The following is an 18,753-nucleotide window of genomic DNA, read 5'->3' as shown; positions in this document are numbered from 1 at the left end:
GTCGTTTGAGCTAATTCATATGCATATGAATACTAACAATTTTTACTGACTAGAATACGTTTGAGAGGAAGAATCGAAGTTATCCTGAGTAGTATGACATGGTTATCCACAGATTCTGTGGATAAGATCTTTTCTACTCGTGGATCCTTATTGTCATGACGGTGTGTTATTAAGACCCACTAAGACTCTTCCTTCTTTATTAATGCAGCTTCGAACAGATAAGCTGAGGGTCAAACTGATGGAGACAGACAGCATGACAAAGATCGCGACCATGATCATTAACTGATACTTGATCGCGATAAGTGGGCTTGCTCCTCCTAAAATCTGGCCTGTCATCATTCCTGGCAATGTAACTAGGCCGCTAGTGGTCATTGAGGCCAAAGTGGGAGCTAGGGACTTTTTAATCGACTCTCTTACAAAGGGCAATGTGGCGAAATGAGGAGAAGCGCCTAAGGCAAGCGCAGCCTCATATTCACTGCGACGAGTATCGATTGAGGTAAACATATTCTGTAATGCGACGATATTGCCGCTTAGTGAATTTCCCAGAAGCATTCCCGCCAAGGGGATCAGATACTGTGCATTAAAGAGCGGTTGTGGCTGAACGATCACGACACAGATGAGTATCAGAATGGGTAAAAGGCCGACGAGTAAACCAGCGGTAACAGGGTACATTAAAGGCTTCCTAGGCAACTTAGCCTTGCTGATGATGGAGCTCGCACCAATTAAAGTCATGACCAGCAACCACAAAACGTTTACAAGCAGGCTGTTTATAGTGAACAAGTACTGAAGGTAAACACCGACCAACAATAGCTGTATGGTCATTCTAGCGACGCTAATGAGCGCTTCTCTTTCGATATTAAGCCGGTAATAGCGACTGATGAGTACTGGGATCGTCAGAGTACAAAAAAATAATGCCAGCAGTGGCCAAGAAATATCTACAACGCTGCTCATGATTTCTCCCCTAAAATTTCAATGCGCATTGTATACCTAAAAACTTTAGTAAGGGTCGAATTCCACGAAAAAGTGCCCGATTCAGTTCTAGTACATTCGACTTTTACATGTTTAAGTTGCCTGAATTTTATACATTACTAGATACAAATTATTAACATTTAGGTGTTCTTTTCTGGTGTGGATAACGTGCTACACCCTTAAAAACACTCGTAAAATGTTGCTTATTTGTTGTTTGTTGGTTGTTTTTTTAACAATGTATGTCTGTTAATAAATCTTCATAAACTTATGCATGTTGATATATGAATTATTAATCAAACACATCTCTGGATGAGCTCAAAAAAGTGTTGAATAACAAGGTGTGGTGGGGCGGATTTAATTGAACCCTACGATTAGTATGGTCTAACATTTTTATCTAGAGATTGTAAAAAACGTTAGCTCGGTTACAAGAGCTATCCAATAACACTAAATACAAAATAGGCAAATGTATGAGTGATGTTAACAAAATTGAGAGTGGTGAAAAACGCTCGCTGGAGTGGAAGTCTTTTCTCTTCATCGCGGTTGTTCTCTTCCCGGTTCTAAGTGTGGCTTTCGTAGGCGGCTACGGATTCATTGTTTGGATGCTGCAAGTATTCTTCTTTGGACCACCTGGCGCCCATGGCATGTAAGCCAGTGAGCTCATTTCCACATTTTTGAAAAGATTTTAAGAGAGCAAACCATGAAATCATTTATCGTTAAACTGTGGCGTACCATGACGCGCCCAGCAGTACATATCAGCCTTGGCGTGCTGACTATGGGCGGTTTTATCGCAGGTGTCATCTTCTGGGGTGGTTTCAACACAGCACTAGAAGCAACGAACACCGAAGAATTCTGTATCAGCTGTCATACCATGCGTGACAACGTATACGTTGAACTTCAGGAAACTGTTCACTGGAAAAACCATTCTGGTGTTCGCGCTACTTGTCCTGACTGTCACGTTCCTCATAACTGGACTGATAAAATTGCTCGTAAGATGCAAGCCTCTAAAGAAGTATTCGCCCAAGTGTTTGGTAACTACGACGAACCAGGTGTATTTGAAGAGCGCCGTATCGAACTCGCTAAACACGAATGGGATCGTTTCTCTGCAAACAAATCCTTGGAGTGCAAAAACTGCCACAACTATGAGTCAATGGACTTCGAACAAATGTCCCCAACGGCTCGCATCCAAATGAAGCAAGCGGCGGAAAAAGATCAGAGTTGTGTTGACTGTCACAAAGGTATTGCCCACAAACTTCCGGCCGGTATGGACAGTATTGGTGGGATTGTTGGTGAACTGGAGCAACTGACTTCCAGCACAGATTATTCCGTGGGTAACGCCTTGGTGAGCGTTCGCCATTTACCTGTCTACTTTGATGAAACGGGTGCTGAAGAAGCGGGCCTGCTTAACCCAGCATCGACAGTTACAGTTCTAGAAGACAAGGGCGAAATGATGAAAGTTGAAATTGATGGCTGGCGCAAAGCAAAAGGCTTTGGTCGAGTTATTCAGGAAGACTTTGGTATGAACATCGCAGTTGGTTCACTACTTAAAGAAGCGGCAACCAGTGATGATGTGGTTACAAAAGGCGAGAAAAAAGTCGATGAGCTAACTGGTCTTCCGTGGGAGAAAGTCGCAGCTACAGTTTGGATGAAAAAAGAAGCAATGCTAAACGACGTCACTCCAATTTGGGAAAAAGCGAGCGAAGCGTACAAGACCAACTGTTCAGTTTGTCACACACAGCCTGATGAAGCGCACTTCGATGCGAACACTTGGCCTGGTATGTTCAACGGTATGTTGGCGTTTGTTAACTTCGACACAGATAGCGAAGCCCTAGTATTGAAGTACCTACAGAAGCACTCTTCAGATTTTGCTGAAGGTCATCACTAATAAGCGTCGGATGGAGTAATTGAAATGGCTATTACACGAAGAAGTTTTCTTAAAGGTGTAGCAACGACCAGTGCAGCGTCAGTAATCGGTCCAAGCTTATTGGCATCTGCTTCTGCAAGCGCAGCTGAAACAACAGGAACTTGGAAAGTCTCCGGTTCTCACTGGGGCGCATTCCGTGCCCATATCTACGCGGGTAAAGTCCAAGAGATCAAGCCGCTAGAAACAGATACCAACCCAACTGATATGATCAATGGTATCAAAGGTGTTATTTATAACCCGTCTCGTGTCCGCTACCCAATGGTGCGCCTAGATTGGTTGAAAAAGCACAAGTACAGCGCCGAAACTCGCGGCGACAACCGTTTTATTCGTGTCACTTGGGATGAAGCTTTGGATCTGTTCTACCGTGAGTTAGAGCGCATTCAGAAAGACTATGGACCTTGGGCATTGCACGCAGGCCAAACGGGTTGGCGTCAGACAGGTCAATTCCATAGCTGTACCAGCCACATGCAACGTGCGGTAGGCATGCATGGTAACTTCATTACTAAAGTTGGTGACTACTCAACAGGTGCAGGTCAGACGATTCTGCCTTACGTTTTGGGCTCGACGGAAGTTTACGCTCAAGGTACATCGTGGTCTGAGATTCTGGAAAACTCAGATAACATCATCCTATGGGCTAATGATCCGGTGAAGAACCTTCAGGTTGGTTGGAACTGTGAAACTCACCAGTCATTCCCTTACTTAGAGCAACTGAAAGAGAAAGTCGCTAAAGGCGAAATCAACGTACTTTCTGTTGATCCAGTGAAGAACAAAACTCAGCGCTTCCTACAAAATGATCACTTGTACATTAACCCAATGACTGACGTTGCGTTTATGTTGGCGGTCGCTCATGTGTTGTACAACGAAAAACTTCACGATCAGAAGTTCATTGATACCTACTGCCTTGGTTTCGACGAGTTTATTAAGTACGTTCAAGGTGAGACGAAAGACAAACTTGAAAAAACACCGGAGTGGGCTGCTGAGATCTGTGGCGTAAGCGCTGACAAGATCCGTGAATTTGCGCGCATGCTGGTTAATGGTCGTACACAGATCCTGATGGGATGGTGTATTCAGCGTCAGGAGCACGGTGAGCAGCCTTATTGGGCGGCGGCAGTAGTTGCTGCAATGGTTGGTCAAATTGGTCTTCCGGGTGGTGGTATTTCTTATGGTCACCACTATTCTGGTATCGGCGTACCTTCAACTGGCTTCGCTGCACCGGGTGGTTTCCCACGCAACCTTGACCAAGGTATGAAGCCAAAATGGGACAACAATGACTACAACGGTTACAGCAAAACCATTCCTGTTGCCCGTTGGATTGACTGTCTGTTGGAACCGGGTAAAGAAATTCGCTACAACGGCAGTAAAGTGAAGTTACCGGGTTACAAAATGATGGTGATTTCAGGTAACAACCCATGGCATCACCACCAAGATCGCAACCGTATGAAGAAGGCCTTCAAGCAGCTTCAGACCGTGGTGACTGTGGAGTTCGCTTGGACTGCAACGTGTCGATTCTCTGATATCGTTCTACCTGCTTGTACCCAGTTTGAACGTAATGACATCGACGTCTACGGCTCATATTCAGGTAAAGGTTTGATTGCGATGCACCGTCTAGTGGATCCATTGTTCCAATCTAAGACAGACTTCGAGATCTTCACCGAGCTCAGCCGTCGATTTGGTCGCCATAACGAGTACACGCGTGGTATGGATGAAATGCAGTGGGTTCGTTCATTGTATGATGATTGTCGTGCGGCTAACAAAGGTAAGTTCGACATGCCATCGTTCGACGATTTCTGGGAACAGAGTGTTCTTGATTTCGGTGAAGGTAAACCTTGGGTTCGCCACGCTGATTTCCGTGAAGATCCAGAAATTAACGCACTTGGTACACCTTCTGGCTTTATTGAGATTACCTCCCGTAAGATTGGTCGTTATGGCTATGAGCACTGTCAGGAACACCCAATGTGGTTTGAAAAGACAGAACGCTCACATGGTGGACCGGGTTCAGACAAGTTCCCATTCTGGCTGCAATCGTGTCACCCTGATAAACGCCTACACTCGCAGATGTGTGAGTCGGAAGAGTTCCGTGCAACCTACGCGGTGCAAGGTCGTGAGCCGGTTTACATCAACCCTCAGGATGCAAAAGAAAAAGGCATCAAAGACGGCGACTTAGTTCGCGTGTTTAACGACCGTGGACAATTGCTGGCGGGTGCTGTCCTCATGGATAGCTATGCCCGTGGCGTTATTCGTATTGAAGAGGGCGCATGGTATGGTCCTCTGAACGAAAAAGAAGGTGCGATCTGTACTTACGGCGACCCGAATACGCTAACAATGGATATCGGCTCTTCAGAGCTTGCTCAGGCAACCTCTGCCAACACCTGTATCGTTGATTTCGAGAAGTTCACTGGTAAGGTACCACCAGTAACCTCATTCGGTGGCCCAATCGAAGTCGCTTAATTGTATTGAATATGAGCCTGTTATGTGTTGATTAATACTTAGCAGGTTCATTTTTATTCTGAAATTTTTATTGAGTAACATATGTCGAACTAACTCGACCAATAGATATTTTAAATAGTATTAATTTATCCCTAACTACCATATATATAAACTCCTTTCTATTTTGTTAATTCTTTTATTATTAATTTTACTAGATATATGTTTCTTGTATTTATCTAATAAAATTCATATTAATATTTTTGATTTATGAAATATTTTTTAATAAAAGAGTTAAATTTAATGTCATCAATTTAAAATCAAAATTGACCAATATTTGTCGCTCTTTAAATTTTTAGTAGAGAGTAACTTTTGAAAAACCAAATAATAGTTTTATCTTTAGTGCTGACACTGATTGGCTGTCAGGAGGAAGACAACGTAGTCTCTTTGAATACTAGGGAGCAGGTCAACTTCATCATTCATCCGTATCTACAAATGCCTAGTAGTGACAGCATGACAGTACGTTTCGAGACCGTCGATAAGCATACTCAAGTTTGGGCTAGGCCTAAGGGTAGTTCTGATGGTTTCATCGTGGTAGATGCCGAGTTGATAGATGAGTCTATTTCCGATACTCGAACAGTTGTGCTCGAAGGGCTAAAACCATCAACAATGTATGAATACTTTATCGTTGCGCTTAACCCTCAAGATGAAGAAAAAATAGAATCCAAGTCTCCTACGTACGCATTTAAAACTCTCCCTAATCAGGGGGATAATACAGAGTTGAATATTGTGGCAATAGGAGATACCCAAAATGGTGATACGATAGGTGTACTCGCCGATGTGGTTAATAAAGGTATTATTCCTTATGCATGTGAGGATAATGAAGCAACATGTGCTGAAAAAATATCAGCAATAACTATTGCAGGGGATATTGTCTCTACTGGTAATGTTATGGCGCAGTGGCGCTATGAACTTTTTGAACAAATGAAGAATATTACTCCTTATGTCCCATTAATTACGGTTCCAGGTAATCACGACTATTATGACGGTTCAAATTTAAGTATATACAAACACTTCTTTGAAAAACCGACAAATGAAGTAGAAGGATACGAAGAGACTTGGTATTCGATGGACTTGGGGCGTTTACGTATTATCGGCTTAGACAGTTTTCCAATCTCGCACGATCACTCAAATTTTCAAAAGGATGTAATGGCGACCCAACGTCAGTGGTTGAGCGAGAAACTGAATTCGACGAAAAACAACGAAAACATAAAGTATGTATTTTCCATGTTCCACCACCCATGTTTGTCTGAGTTATGGATCACCGGTGAGAGCTTGGGCTCTTGTGAGTTAGTAGCGGAAACAGAAAAATACTCAAAAGATACGGGGAATATTTCTGGGCATTTTTTTGGGCATACGCATGCTTATTCGCGTGGACAATCGATGGACACCAATCACCTTTGGGTTAATGCATCAACATCACAAGGTTATCGTGAGCCAATTCATGACAATCATATGCTCTACGATGTTCATGATTACAATACCTTTGCGATCAGTAGAAGCGAATTTGGCTTCAATATATTGACCTTTAACGTTGGCGGCAGTGAGAGCGTCAATATGAAGCGATACTCTGCAACGGTGGCGAATAAAGTGGGTGGATACGGTTCACTTCAGGATGGGTTTGAAATGACAGACGAAGTTACAGTGAATCCGGGTAAGACGGTGCTTGCCGCTCCACAGATCATCTCTCCTAATGGTGAAGTGAATACCAAGGACATCATGCTTGAAATTAGCCATAGTGATCCGGATTCGATTTATGAAGTGCAATGGCAGCTGTCTAAAGACGATAAGTTTGAGAACGATGTCTATGACTTATGGGGTAACCATACGCGTAAACACAATGTAATGCCCAAACCTAAACAGGGTGAAGATCCTGGAGACGAAGTAGATCCAACATGGCGCGAAGGCGATCTAGTGGATAGCCAAGAAGGCGTGGATCTTACAAAATTGGCGCTTGCTGACTTTATTGAAAAGTTCTATATCGGTGGTGATGAAGCTTACAAATGGAGTAATCATAAATACACCGAAGAACATCAGCATATGAGTGAAAATGATTCAGTGGAAGGGAATGAAGTCACGGCAGGCACCGTGCGTCGTGAGAAAGTGACTCATATCAGTTCATACGATAGGTTCTCAGGTCAGGGCAACCGAGCACCACAATTCGATATTAAACATGGTGATAGATGGTATTGGAAAGTACGTGTTCGCAGCGCTGACATGAATTGGTCTGAATGGAGTGAGACGAGTGATTTTGAGCTCGACCTGCTCCCGTAATCTATGGTTTGATTAAATGATGCAGTTGCATACAACTGGTGTGCAACTGCTATTGTTCAATTTTTATGTTTGCCTGTTTTTACTAGGGTAAGGTTTGCGCAAACTTCGTTGGATCTGTGACTATTGAAAGTGGTTATGAAGAGCAGCTGTAATGAGAGACCCCGCCTGCTGCGAAATATTCTAACGGTTTTAGCTTGTAGTATTTCTCTTCGACCTCTTTAGATTGCTCACCATACGGATCAGCTAATATCTCTTCTAACTCATGGATAAGTGTAAAATCTCCCAGTCTAGCTTGCTCATAAGCAGGGACAATAAGCCATTCGCGCCAAGTGTATTTAGGGTTTACTTGCTTCATGTTCCGAGAGATAGCCTCGATACCTTTTTCAACATTCAGTGACTCACGCCATGATGTTAACCACTCACTCCACTCATTTTCTAATAGCTCATCAGGCTCAGTGTAAAAGCTCTTGGCAATTTCAGAGACATCCTCTGGAATATTACAGAGCTCACGGAAGAACATTGTGTAATCGACATGGGTCTTCATCATCAGAGCGAGTAGCGAGTTAAATAGAGGAGCATCAAATGTGTCAAGCCCCAATTTGTCTGCCCACATCTGGGTAATTTTGTCTTGCATGAGTGAAGAGAAGCCATCGCGAATCTCATCCAATTGTTGGATGAGCTCTGGGGAAGACTGCAGTAACACTTCTAACGCGGAGCAGAAAGATTCAAAGTTCTTTTCGGCGGCCAATGGCTGGTTAAAGAAGGCAAAGTGTCGACCACCACCTGTCCAAGGTTGAAAATAGGGTTCAAAGCGTTCGCAAAACCCGAAAGGACCATAATCTAAGGTGAAGCCACCTACTGCACAGTTGTCACTGTTAAAGTTGCCCTGACAGTAACCGACACGTAGCCAGTGTGTAATTAATGTCGTGAGCCGTTCGCGAAACTCGATGGCTAACCGGAGTGTTTTGTCAGCCAAAGGAAGGTTAGCATCTATCTTATCGTCATACTCTCGTTCAATCATGTGTAAAGCCATCATCTCCAGTTCAACTACAGCGTTGGGATGTTCCTGACAACGAGCTCGGCGGCCGAAGAGTTCAAGTTGACCAACACGCAAGAAAGACGGCGCGACGCGAGTTGAGATCGCCACAGGGTTTGAGACCATGACATCAGGATCTTGAGAGCGAGAACCTTCACGATACCAAGGACGATCAACCGTTTCCGATTGGGATACAAATAAGCTTAAAGATCGTGATGAAGAAACCCCAAGAGCATGCATATGTTCTTGTGCAAGGAATTCGCGGACACTTGAACGAAGTACCGCTCTGCCATCTGCACCGCGGCAGTATGGTGTTGGACCACCGCCTTTTAACTGCATTTCCCAGCGCTGGTGGTTGAGTACTCCTTCAAAGACTGAGATAGCACGTCCATCACCATAACCATTGCCGGTTCTAAATGGGCACTGTTCTGTGTATTCATTACCAAAGATAGACAAAGCGTAACCTGTCGCCCAGCCTAGGTTGCGCATGGGAGCTGGTACCTGACTCACATCACCAGAAAATAGCTGTTTGAATTCTTCGCTTAGTGCAAGGCTGTCTTGCAAGCCGAGCTCTTTAAAAAACGGGCGACTGTGGCTGACATAGACAGGGTCAGAAATGGGAGTAGGTCTGACTGGCACGTAATGACCTGAAAACACCTGTCTTGGGGAGTGATCTTCGCCATCTTGTGTCGCATCTGGGTCACAGATAAGCGTGTTGAGCAAAGAGTAGTCAGAGGCTCGGGCAAGATCGGCCAAGTTATCAATATCTACTGGGCGTTTCATCCCTTCCTGTTTATTCATGCTTTTTATAATTCCTGACGGCAAGTAGAATCTATCAGCAATGATACGTCGGTAATGGGCAAAAGGCATCAATAGCCGATGATTAAATCTTGGCCGACCTCTTGATCGACAATCGCACGCTTTGTTAGGTCCAGTATGGTTAGGCGCAACATGAAAGGAATATTATGATTGTAATTACAGGTGGCAGCAGCGGATTGGGCGCGGCGCTAGCAAAACGACTTGATGCGGATGGGCAGGCGGTTTTGTTAACTGGTCGCAGTCGAGAGAAGCTTGCAGCAGTCGACGCGCAGCTATCGGAGCAATCAAGCTACCAAACATGTGATCTGGCTAATCACAGCTCGGTCTCTGATTTGTTTGATGGTTTTCAGGGCCTGCCGACTACCTTAATTCACTGTGCGGGCTCAGGGTACTTTGGTCTGCTTGAGCAGCAAGAACCTGATGCGATTCAAGCGTTAATCGACAATAACCTGAAATCGGCAATTAATGTGCTGCAAGAAGCGGTCAAGCGATACCAAGATAAACCCGTTAATGTAGTTATGGTGATGTCGACAGCCGCTCAACGACCAAAAGCTCAGGAATCGACTTATTGTGCGGTCAAGTGGGCAGTTAGAGGTTTATTGGAATCGGTGCGCCTAGAACTGAAAGGCAAACCAATGAAGTTGATTGCGGTGTACCCTGGCGGTATGGATACAGAATTCTGGCCCTCAAGTGGTAAGGAAGTGAACACGAGCGGCTTTATGGGCGCAGAGGACGTCGCTGAGATGATTCATTCGTCGTTGTCTAGCCTCGGCAATGGCTTCGTTTCTGACATTACGATCAATCGGGTTTAAAATCCTCTAAGCTGAAAGTACTAGTCAGCCAAGCCGTACTTTATTTTCAGGTCATGAAGTTTCTGCTCCGCGTTATGTTTAAAATACAGGTTGAGCGCTGTCACGATTTGCTCGGCTTGAGGATGATCTTTTCTCACTGCGGCGTGCAGTGGGGTTGAGTCAAGATAGGCTTCGCTAAAATGAAGCCTTTCCTTTTTGATTCGCATCTCTTTCACTGTCCATCTTCCCACTGCTTCATCTGTGACGAGAACATCTGCCCGATCGGTAAGCACCAAGCGGATGCTATTGGGTAAGTCTATCGAGTCTGCTGGGATCATTTCTTTGTAGTCACGCAATCCAGCGCCGTAGGCATAGTTGTTGATTAACGCAACACGTAAGCCTTTCAAACTGTTCATTGAGTTGTATTCAAAGTTGGTGTCGGTACGAGAAATAAAGGCCATCTGGTTATACATATATTCTTCTGTGAATAAGTAATCTTTGTTGCGTTGTTCTGTCTTCCAGATGGCGATGATGACGTCATTTTTGCCGTTAATGGTTTCTTTAAGCACCCTAGACCAGGGTTTGACAGAATATTCTATTTCAAAACCAGCGGAAACTAACGCTTCTGTCACCAAATCATGGGCGATCCCGCTACCAAGTGCAGAGTTCATGACGTAAGGAGGCCATAAGTCTTGCGCGAGTCGTAATGGCGCAGCCGATCCTAGGCCACTCCATAGGCTGAGAGTAAGGAAAATCAATTTTCCAATTTGGTATCTATACACCAGTCTGTTCCATCAAACCTCTTAGTAATTAAGTTTAGTTGAGGTTGAGAAAGCCAAAAATATTTTTATCATCAGAGTTATCTTTGTGCTCATTTTGCAATGAGTATTTACTTCCGCGTATTCGAGCGTGGCCTCACGGCTTTTACGTTCAGAATAGAAATTTCTCTTTATATTGAGTTGTTTGTCATTAGTAATTAAGGGAGCTTGACCTTTTTCGTGAATCTTAATTAGGTGACTACGTTTATTTTTTATTGATTTATTTGTTAATAATGGTTGGCGCCAATAGTTTCTATAGCCAGAGCGAGCAGATGGTATTTGACGCTCATAAATAAAAATCTATAGGAACATAGAAAATGAAAAAGACAGCATTAGCAGCAGCCCTATCTCTTGTTGCAGGTTCAGCCGTAGCAGCAGAAGCACTTTCAGGCGACCAATTCACAGTATCTGGTGAAATCGCAGTTGGTGGTTACTACCAAACAGACCGTAAAGAAAATGGTGCGGTAAACAACATTGAAAGACAAAAAGATGAAGAGTTTTACAATGGTGGTGTAACGGGCTTTGATATCTTCGCTGATTACGAAAACGGTAACATCGTTGGTAAATTTGGCGGTGAGTTTGACGTAGAAGATGATTACGGTACATCAGATTCAGAGTTCAATATTACTGACACTTGGGTTGGTTACAAAACTGGTGCTGGTGTTGTTTCTGCTGGCTATGCAAATGACACTGCTCTAGACGCGGTTGATGGTGCAGCAGACCAAACTATCGAGTTCCTATGGTCACCAAATGATGCATCTGACGCACGTCAGGTAGTTAAATTTGAAGGCGATAAAGAAGGCGTTAAATACGGTATCTCTTATTACGGTGACCGTAACTACGAAGGTAGCGACCGCCAAGCGGGTTACAACGGTTACCTAGGCTACGAAAATGACACTTTCATGGTTAACTTTGGTTACGAAGACAACGATGAAGATCAAGGCGATACAGACAAACTATACCTAGTGAACGGTTCGGTGAAGCTTGGTTCTGTTGGCATCGGTGCTACTTTTGCTGAAGAAGAATTTGCAGATGGCAAAAAAGTTAAGATGTACAACACATCTGCCGGTTACACCATTGATGCACTATACCTAGCTGCAGGTTACGTAACGATTGAAGATACTCGTGAAGCAGTGAACTTCGGTGGTTCTTACGCGTTTACCGATAACGTGACTGCACTAGTTGATATTGCTTACCACATTTCTGATGAAGGCTTTAACTCTACGACAGGTGTTGGCGCAGAAGAAGGCGACATCGAATCATTCGTTAAACTAGCTTACGCATTCTAATTTAACGATCAGGTTTATTCATATCTCTTAAAGCCCACAAAGGTGGGCTTTTTTAAGCAGGACGCTTATCGCAATAATCCACTGCCTTTTCGCCCTCCGGAGTTGGAGGGCTTTTTCATTTTAAGACACCCCCAGATTCATCTCCTACTAGGGTTCTTTCATTCTTTCCCTCAAAAACTCTTCCTGTGAATGGATGCTAATACCGCTTTGTGCGGGCAGGCATCTAAAAGTGATTTTTCATCACCTTCACAAATGATATGAAGACAATTCGTGACCCAGACCAATATTACCTAAGTTAGTGATTGGACAATAAAAAAACCTAGTGCTCTAATTTGATTAAGGGCACAGCAAATTTGATTGATCTGGGGGGCTCATTTATGTCGTTTTCAGTCAGCTTGGAAAATGGTCGTACTCTGCGGGTCAGAGACATCAATTTGCAAGCCGAGCTCCATCACAATGAAATCGCGTTTAGTTATCAAGGCTTGAATAATGACCGTATCAGTGGGCGCTATGTTCTGGCGATTACGGAGTTTGAGTTCGAACATAATGCGACTCTGCTAGGTGATGGTTTCCAGATGCTTGCTCAGACTACGGGTACCGTCGACAACCCTGTGGATATTGGACGCTGCCCGGACAACTCTTCAAGTTATCGTATCTATTCTTCAGCAGGACCAAAGCGCTATTACAATTATCTGGTGGTTGAAGACTCCTTAGGTTATACCTTGTTTGGCTTTACTTCTTGCCACCGTTTTGCGGGTTATTTTGAAGTTGTAGAGTTAGAGAATCACAACTGGTTGAAGATCTGCATTGACGGCGAAGGTACTTATCCATTGGATTGGGCATCCAATCAGTTGGAATCTGTAGCGGTTCTTCAGGGAGAATCGTTATCAACACTCTTTTCTGAGTATGCACAAATGATTTCGCGTCATCACTCCCCAAGAGCTGGCGTGAAGAAGACAGCACCTATTGGTTGGTGCTCCTGGTACGCTTACTATGCTGACGTTACGCAGAGCCATGTCATCGAGAATTTGAATCGTATGAAGGATGAGTTGGCATCGCTCGAATATGTACTGCTGGATGACGGTTATCAGGCTTTTATGGGAGACTGGCTCACGCCGTCTGACAAATTCCCCTCTGGCGTAAAAGCGCTGATAAAAGAAATCAAACTTCAGGGCAAGAAGCCCGCAATTTGGTTAGCCCCTTTTATTGCTCAGCCAGAATCGGAGCTTTTTAAGCAACATCAAGATTGGTTTGTGACTCATGAAGATGGTTCGCTACTGAAAGCCGAAGACGTGACTTATGCTGGTTGGCGCTGCACACCTTGGTATATCTTGGACACGTCTCACCCAGATGTGCAAGAGCATCTTACCCAAGTGGTTAAAACGATGCGAGAAGAGTGGGGGATAGAGCTGTTCAAGCTTGATGCGAATTATTGGGGAACGCTAAAAGGGCGACGAGATCAGAGCGGTATCACTGGTGTTGAAGCGTATCGATTGGGTATGGAAGCCATTGCCGAAGGAGCGGGTGATGCCTTAATTCTTGGCTGTAATGCTCCAATGTGGCCATCGCTAGGACTTGTCGATGCGATGCGAGTGTCAGACGATGTGGAACGAGATGAACGGCGCTTTGAGCAAATCGCGAAAGAAACGTTTTATCGCAGCTGGCAGCATCGAAAACTGTGGCAGATTGATCCAGACTGCGCCACGTTCGTCTCTTTGCCGAATCAGGCCACAGAGCGTCGTTATTACGAGTTTCATCGGGACACACTGTTAGCCTGCGGTGGCATGTTGTTATCTGGTGACCCGTTGCCCGAACTGACGCCCTTCGCTCAGAAAACACTCTCCCGTCTGTTTATCCGCCAAAAACATAGCCAAAACGCGGCTAGATTTACTTCGTTGAGCTTGCACCATGCTTATTTGAAAATGACGGAGCAGAATGATCTGCACTGTTTGTTTAACTTCCAGCAACCTGCTCGAGAAGTGACTTTAACCTCTGACTTTCCAGTGTATTGGTATGATTACTGGAGCGGCGAAAAACTCAGTCATGAACGTACTGCGGTGATCGAAGTCACCTTGGATGCTGGATTATCAAGCAGAGCGATTGTGACCGCACGGTGAAACCTCGCTAAAGATCATGGGGTAAGCTAAGATACGCGCTGGCTAAACGAATAGGTTTTATAAGCACTATGTCAATCATCTTGGGCATTGACCCAGGTTCCCGCATCACCGGATACGGCGTCATCCGCCAGACCGGACGTCACCTCCACTATTTAGGCAGTGGTTGCATTCGAACATCAGAAAAAGAGCTGCCCGGTCGACTGAAGCAAATTTACGCCGGAGTCACAGAAATCATCACCCAATTTCAACCGGATGTGTTCGCTATTGAGCAAGTGTTTATGGCGCGCAATGCGGACTCCGCCTTAAAGCTTGGTCAAGCCCGCGGCAGTGCGATCGTAGCTGCCGTCAACGCCGATCTCCCTGTCTATGAGTATGCGGCGCGCTTAATTAAACAAGCGGTAGTTGGAACAGGGGGCGCAGATAAAGAGCAGGTGCAGCACATGGTACAGTCAATGCTCAAGTTGCCTGCTAAGCCTCAAGCGGATGCCGCGGATGCCCTAGGCGTTGCTATCTGTCATGCGAATACCAATAAAACCTTAGTTGCTTTGGCTGGCAAAGCAACCAGTGCACGACGAGGTCGTTACCGTTGATTGTGCGTAGTGATTTCAAAATTGAGACGTCCTAAACAGATCTAATAATGCGATTTGTTATGAAAATGTTGTAAACCTATAGTGGTCGGAGGTCTTACAACTTTCAATCAAGGATGATTGACAATGAACCCAGCCACTCTCTGGCGTCGTGCGTGTATGCCGAGCCAACACAATTGGACAAAATCACAACAGCGACAGGCTGATATCCTGTCTCTATTCACTTTTATTGCTTTCCTCGTCGGCCTTTATAGCTTTATTAAATGGAGTAAACACAGCCATGACAGCTTAGTGCTGACTTCTGTGTTTCTTATTGTATTAGAGCTGATTTCTGCGGCGTGTTTGAAGTGGTTTAAACATCCCGGTTTTGCGCTCAATCTTGGGTTTGTCGGCATGACGGTCCATGCGCTCAACATCATTTATCAAAGTGGTGGCGTCGTCGAGTCAACTCAAACCTATTGGGTACCTTTACTGGTTGTTGCATTTTTCCTCTCGGGTACCCGCTTCATGGCGATCTGTTGGAGTGCGATTGTCATTTCGCTGTCGGCAGCCATGACCCATCTTCATCTCTCTGATTTTAGCTTTCCTCAATTGATTCTGTCTGAGTCGGCATTGCGCATTGAAATATGGTCAGGAACGATTCTCCCGCTGGTGGTGATATGCATTGCTCAAGCATTTACGGCGAAACAGCGTGACCAAGCGATTGAGCTAGCAGAGGACGCAAAGCAAAAAAGTGAAGCGGTAGCCGATAAAGCTACGCAAGGTGAGCGCCATTTATCGAGTGTACTAGATCAGGCAAATCAGAATTCTCATCAATTGAAAGAAGTCTCGCAAGCTTTGGAGTCTCAGTCGGAAGCCCTCGACAGCCAGGTCAGTCAGCTCAACATTAATAGTGAATCTCAGGCCAGTGCCGCTGAACAGATGAGTCAGCAAGTGCATCAGATGACCGAGGGGCTTGAAGATTCTAGCCACTTTGTCACTGAGTTGCGCGGACGAAGTGACGCTGTTCATAAACAGGCGGAGAAAAGTTCAGAACTGCTTGAAGCTTCTACCAGTGCGATAAGCCAGATCATCGACAGCCATGAGCAAATCATGAAAGTCGCTGATTTGATCACTTCGGTTGCGGAACAAACCAATTTACTGGCACTGAATGCAGCGATTGAAGCCGCTCGTGCAGGTGAACAGGGCAGAGGTTTTGCTGTGGTGGCGGATCAGGTACGTGAGTTATCAGCTAAGAGTAGTGAGTCTGCGGTGGAGATTCGTAACTTGCTTGACCGAAGCGAACAGGAAGTGCGTCACGGTCAACAGGTGGTCCATGCTAGTGCGACGCGAATGAAAGAAGTCATCGAACAAGTGACGGGTATCTCGAAAGATGTAAACGGCTTAGCCAATATCATGACTAACCAAATGTCGGCACTCAAAGACCTGGATGAAGCGAGCAGTGAAGTGGCCAATGGTGTGGTGGAGACCAAGACCATTTCCGAGCTTGTTGCACAAAATGGTGCGCAGTTAAACGGGCAGGTCGAGACCGTTCGTACTCTCACATCCCAACTTGATCTAGTGGTCTCAAAAATCTAGATACACTGTATAAAGAACTGGATGTCTATCCAGTTCTTTATTATCCTGTCGCAAATTCATTTCCAAAGAGTATTGAGTGTGATTGGACGTTTGCGTGGCATTCTGCTTGAAAAGCAACCCCCTGAATTGTTGATTGAAGTAAACGGTATTGGCTATGAAGTTCAGATGCCGATGAGCTGTTTTTACGAATTGCCGAATATTGGTGAGGAAGCAATCATCTACACGCATTTCGTTGTTCGCGAAGATGCTCAGCTACTCTATGGCTTTAATACCGTTAAAGAACGCGCTCTATTCCGCGAAGTGATTAAAGCTAATGGTGTTGGCCCGAAACTGGGCTTGGGTATATTGTCAGGTATGACAGCCAGCCAATTTGTTTCATGTGTTGAACGTGAAGACATTTCGACACTGGTTAAATTGCCGGGTGTTGGTAAGAAAACTGCAGAACGTCTGGTCGTTGAGATGAAAGACCGTCTCAAAGGTTGGGGAGCGGGTGATTTGTTTACGCCGCATACAGATGCAGCGCCAGTCGATTCAGCACCTCAAGTTGATCAAGCTAACGCCGAAGAAGAAGCAATTAGCGCATTACTTGCACTTGGCTATAAACCGACACAAGCTTCTAAAGTAGTGTCTCAGGTCAAAACCGCGGATATGAGCAGCGAAGAGCTAATCCGCGAAGCACTAAAGTCAATGGTTTAAGTGACGACTAGGAACTGTTAATGATAGAAGCGGATCGTCTAATCGCGCCGGAAAATGCGGTTTATAAAGAAGAAGACGTTATCGACAGGGCAATTCGCCCGAAAAAACTGGCGGATTACCAAGGACAAGATCACGTTCGTGATCAGATGGAGATTTTCATCAAGGCCGCCAACCTACGTGAAGAAGCGTTAGATCATTTGCTGATATTTGGTCCTCCTGGTTTGGGGAAAACCACATTGGCAAATATTGTGGCCAATGAAATGGGCGTAAACATTCGCACTACATCTGGTCCGGTTCTGGAAAAAGCTGGTGACTTGGCTGCGCTTCTAACCAATCTCGAAGAAAACGATGTGTTGTTCATTGATGAAATCCATCGTTTGAGTCCGATGGTTGAAGAGGTGTTGTATCCAGCGATGGAAGACTACCAGCTCGACATTATGATTGGTGAAGGTCCTGCCGCGCGTTCCATCAAGATCGATTTACCGCCGTTTACTCTGATCGGTGCGACCACACGAGCTGGCTCGTTGACCTCACCCCTTCGAGACCGTTTTGGTATTACTCAGCGCCTGGAATACTACAAAATTTCTGATCTTCAACATATTGTCCAGCGTAGCGCAGATTGCTTAGGCTTATCCATGGAAAGTGAAGGCGCGCTTGAAGTCGCAAGACGTGCTCGTGGTACGCCACGTATCGCCAACCGATTGTTACGCCGTGTGCGAGATTACGCAGAAGTGAAAGGTAACGGGCATATATGTGCAGACATCGCAGACAAGGCCCTTAACATGTTGGATGTTGACGCACAGGGCTTCGACTACATGGACCGCAAATTGCTGCTGGCCATTATGGAGAAGTTCGGTGGTGGACCTGTTGGGCTGGATAACATGGCAGCCGCCATTGGCGAAGAGAAGGACACCATTGAAGATGTCTTGGAGCCGTATCTGATACAACAAGGCTATCTGCAGCGAACGCCAAGAGGGCGTATTGCTACCGATAGGGCATACCTTCATTTCGGAATTGAAAAATAAGTTTTCAGGACCAGCTCATCATGAGCTGGTCTTTTACTATAAGTGATCGTGATCACAATAATTAAATCTCGTTACTACTAATTAGGTAACTAAAATGCACGAGTTGTTAAGCGCTTGTTTTGCATAAATACCTTGGCCTCCCTCCCAAATAACCGCAAATTAACAAAAGCTCGCTTAAACTGTTGATGTGGATCAATGTGATGGATTTTTAGACAAAAATGCCGCACAAAATTTGATACAAATCAAAGCGAAGTCCAAAGATAAACCTTTTGAAACAGACAGTTTTTAGGAGTAGCATTAGCGCCAGCTATATTAGCTGATGCTTAACAATTAACTAACCGTTACGGTA

At 44.9% G+C, this 18,753-nt stretch carries 14 protein-coding genes; 11 read left to right on the top strand and 3 right to left on the bottom strand.

Annotation, left to right across the window (positions count from 1 at the left end):
* Positions 1-153: 153 nt before the first annotated feature.
* Positions 154-951, bottom strand: coding sequence for an ABC transporter permease (locus tag QMA41_RS16150; protein WP_281630161.1), 798 nt, complete (start codon positions 949-951; stop codon positions 154-156).
* A gap of 485 nt (positions 952-1,436) precedes the next feature.
* On the opposite strand from QMA41_RS16150, the gene torE reads away from it, so the two are divergent.
* The 4 genes from torE (at position 1,437) to QMA41_RS16130 (ending at position 7,648) form a co-directional block, all read left to right on the top strand.
* Entirely contained in the window at positions 1,437-1,616 is a 180-nt protein-coding gene (gene torE, locus QMA41_RS16145; protein WP_006962866.1) for a trimethylamine N-oxide reductase system protein TorE, read from the top strand.
* A 50-nt stretch (positions 1,617-1,666) separates the two neighbouring features.
* Positions 1,667-2,851 carry a pentaheme c-type cytochrome TorC gene (torC, locus tag QMA41_RS16140; protein ID WP_006962865.1) on the top strand — a complete coding sequence of 395 codons (1,185 nt, stop codon included), beginning with the start codon at positions 1,667-1,669 and terminating at the stop codon, positions 2,849-2,851.
* 24 nt (positions 2,852-2,875) lie between these two features.
* A complete protein-coding gene (gene torA / locus QMA41_RS16135) occupies positions 2,876-5,338 on the top strand; it encodes a trimethylamine-N-oxide reductase TorA (RefSeq protein WP_021454981.1) in 2,463 nt (820 codons plus the stop codon).
* A gap of 378 nt (positions 5,339-5,716) precedes the next feature.
* Entirely contained in the window at positions 5,717-7,648 is a 1,932-nt protein-coding gene (locus QMA41_RS16130) for a metallophosphoesterase (RefSeq protein ID WP_281630160.1), read from the top strand.
* Positions 7,649-7,781: 133 nt separating this feature from the next.
* Here the strand turns inward: QMA41_RS16130 and QMA41_RS16125 are convergent, their stop codons facing one another.
* Positions 7,782-9,485: a protein adenylyltransferase SelO family protein gene (locus QMA41_RS16125; RefSeq protein ID WP_281630159.1), complete on the bottom strand. Its 1,704-nt coding sequence runs from the start codon at positions 9,483-9,485 to the stop codon at positions 7,782-7,784.
* A 164-nt stretch (positions 9,486-9,649) separates the two neighbouring features.
* Between QMA41_RS16125 and QMA41_RS16120 the strand changes: the two genes are divergently transcribed.
* The gene (locus QMA41_RS16120) at positions 9,650-10,315 is read left to right on the top strand and encodes an SDR family NAD(P)-dependent oxidoreductase (protein WP_281630158.1); all 666 of its coding nucleotides are present in this window, start codon (positions 9,650-9,652) and stop codon (positions 10,313-10,315) included.
* A gap of 20 nt (positions 10,316-10,335) precedes the next feature.
* Here QMA41_RS16120 and QMA41_RS16115 read toward each other — a convergent pair whose 3' ends face one another.
* Positions 10,336-11,076, bottom strand: coding sequence for a transporter substrate-binding domain-containing protein (locus tag QMA41_RS16115; protein ID WP_281630157.1), 741 nt, complete (start codon positions 11,074-11,076; stop codon positions 10,336-10,338).
* Positions 11,077-11,429: 353 nt separating this feature from the next.
* On the opposite strand from QMA41_RS16115, the gene QMA41_RS16110 reads away from it, so the two are divergent.
* The 6 genes from QMA41_RS16110 to ruvB all read left to right on the top strand — a co-directional run bounded on the left by QMA41_RS16110 (position 11,430) and on the right by ruvB (position 18,404).
* Positions 11,430-12,401 carry a porin gene (locus QMA41_RS16110; protein WP_038510504.1) on the top strand — a complete coding sequence of 324 codons (972 nt, stop codon included), beginning with the start codon at positions 11,430-11,432 and terminating at the stop codon, positions 12,399-12,401.
* A 377-nt stretch (positions 12,402-12,778) separates the two neighbouring features.
* Positions 12,779-14,518: an alpha-galactosidase gene (locus tag QMA41_RS16105; protein WP_281630156.1), complete on the top strand. Its 1,740-nt coding sequence runs from the start codon at positions 12,779-12,781 to the stop codon at positions 14,516-14,518.
* 68 nt (positions 14,519-14,586) lie between these two features.
* Positions 14,587-15,108: a crossover junction endodeoxyribonuclease RuvC gene (ruvC, locus tag QMA41_RS16100; RefSeq protein ID WP_006962853.1), complete on the top strand. Its 522-nt coding sequence runs from the start codon at positions 14,587-14,589 to the stop codon at positions 15,106-15,108.
* A 123-nt stretch (positions 15,109-15,231) separates the two neighbouring features.
* Positions 15,232-16,683 (top strand): methyl-accepting chemotaxis protein, encoded by a 1,452-nt coding sequence (locus tag QMA41_RS16095; protein WP_281630155.1) that lies wholly within the window; start codon positions 15,232-15,234, stop codon positions 16,681-16,683.
* Between the two features lie 78 nt (positions 16,684-16,761).
* A complete protein-coding gene (gene ruvA, locus QMA41_RS16090) occupies positions 16,762-17,379 on the top strand; it encodes a Holliday junction branch migration protein RuvA (RefSeq protein WP_029236098.1) in 618 nt (205 codons plus the stop codon).
* 20 nt (positions 17,380-17,399) lie between these two features.
* Positions 17,400-18,404: a Holliday junction branch migration DNA helicase RuvB gene (gene ruvB / locus QMA41_RS16085; protein WP_229630384.1), complete on the top strand. Its 1,005-nt coding sequence runs from the start codon at positions 17,400-17,402 to the stop codon at positions 18,402-18,404.
* The last annotated feature ends 349 nt before the right edge of the window (positions 18,405-18,753 follow it).

This window comes from Vibrio sp. St2 (genome assembly GCF_947311885.1).
Lineage (GTDB): Bacteria > Pseudomonadota > Gammaproteobacteria > Enterobacterales > Vibrionaceae > Vibrio > Vibrio coralliilyticus.
The sequence above is the reverse complement of the archived record's forward strand: the minus strand, read 5'-3'. Positions and strand labels throughout refer to the sequence as shown.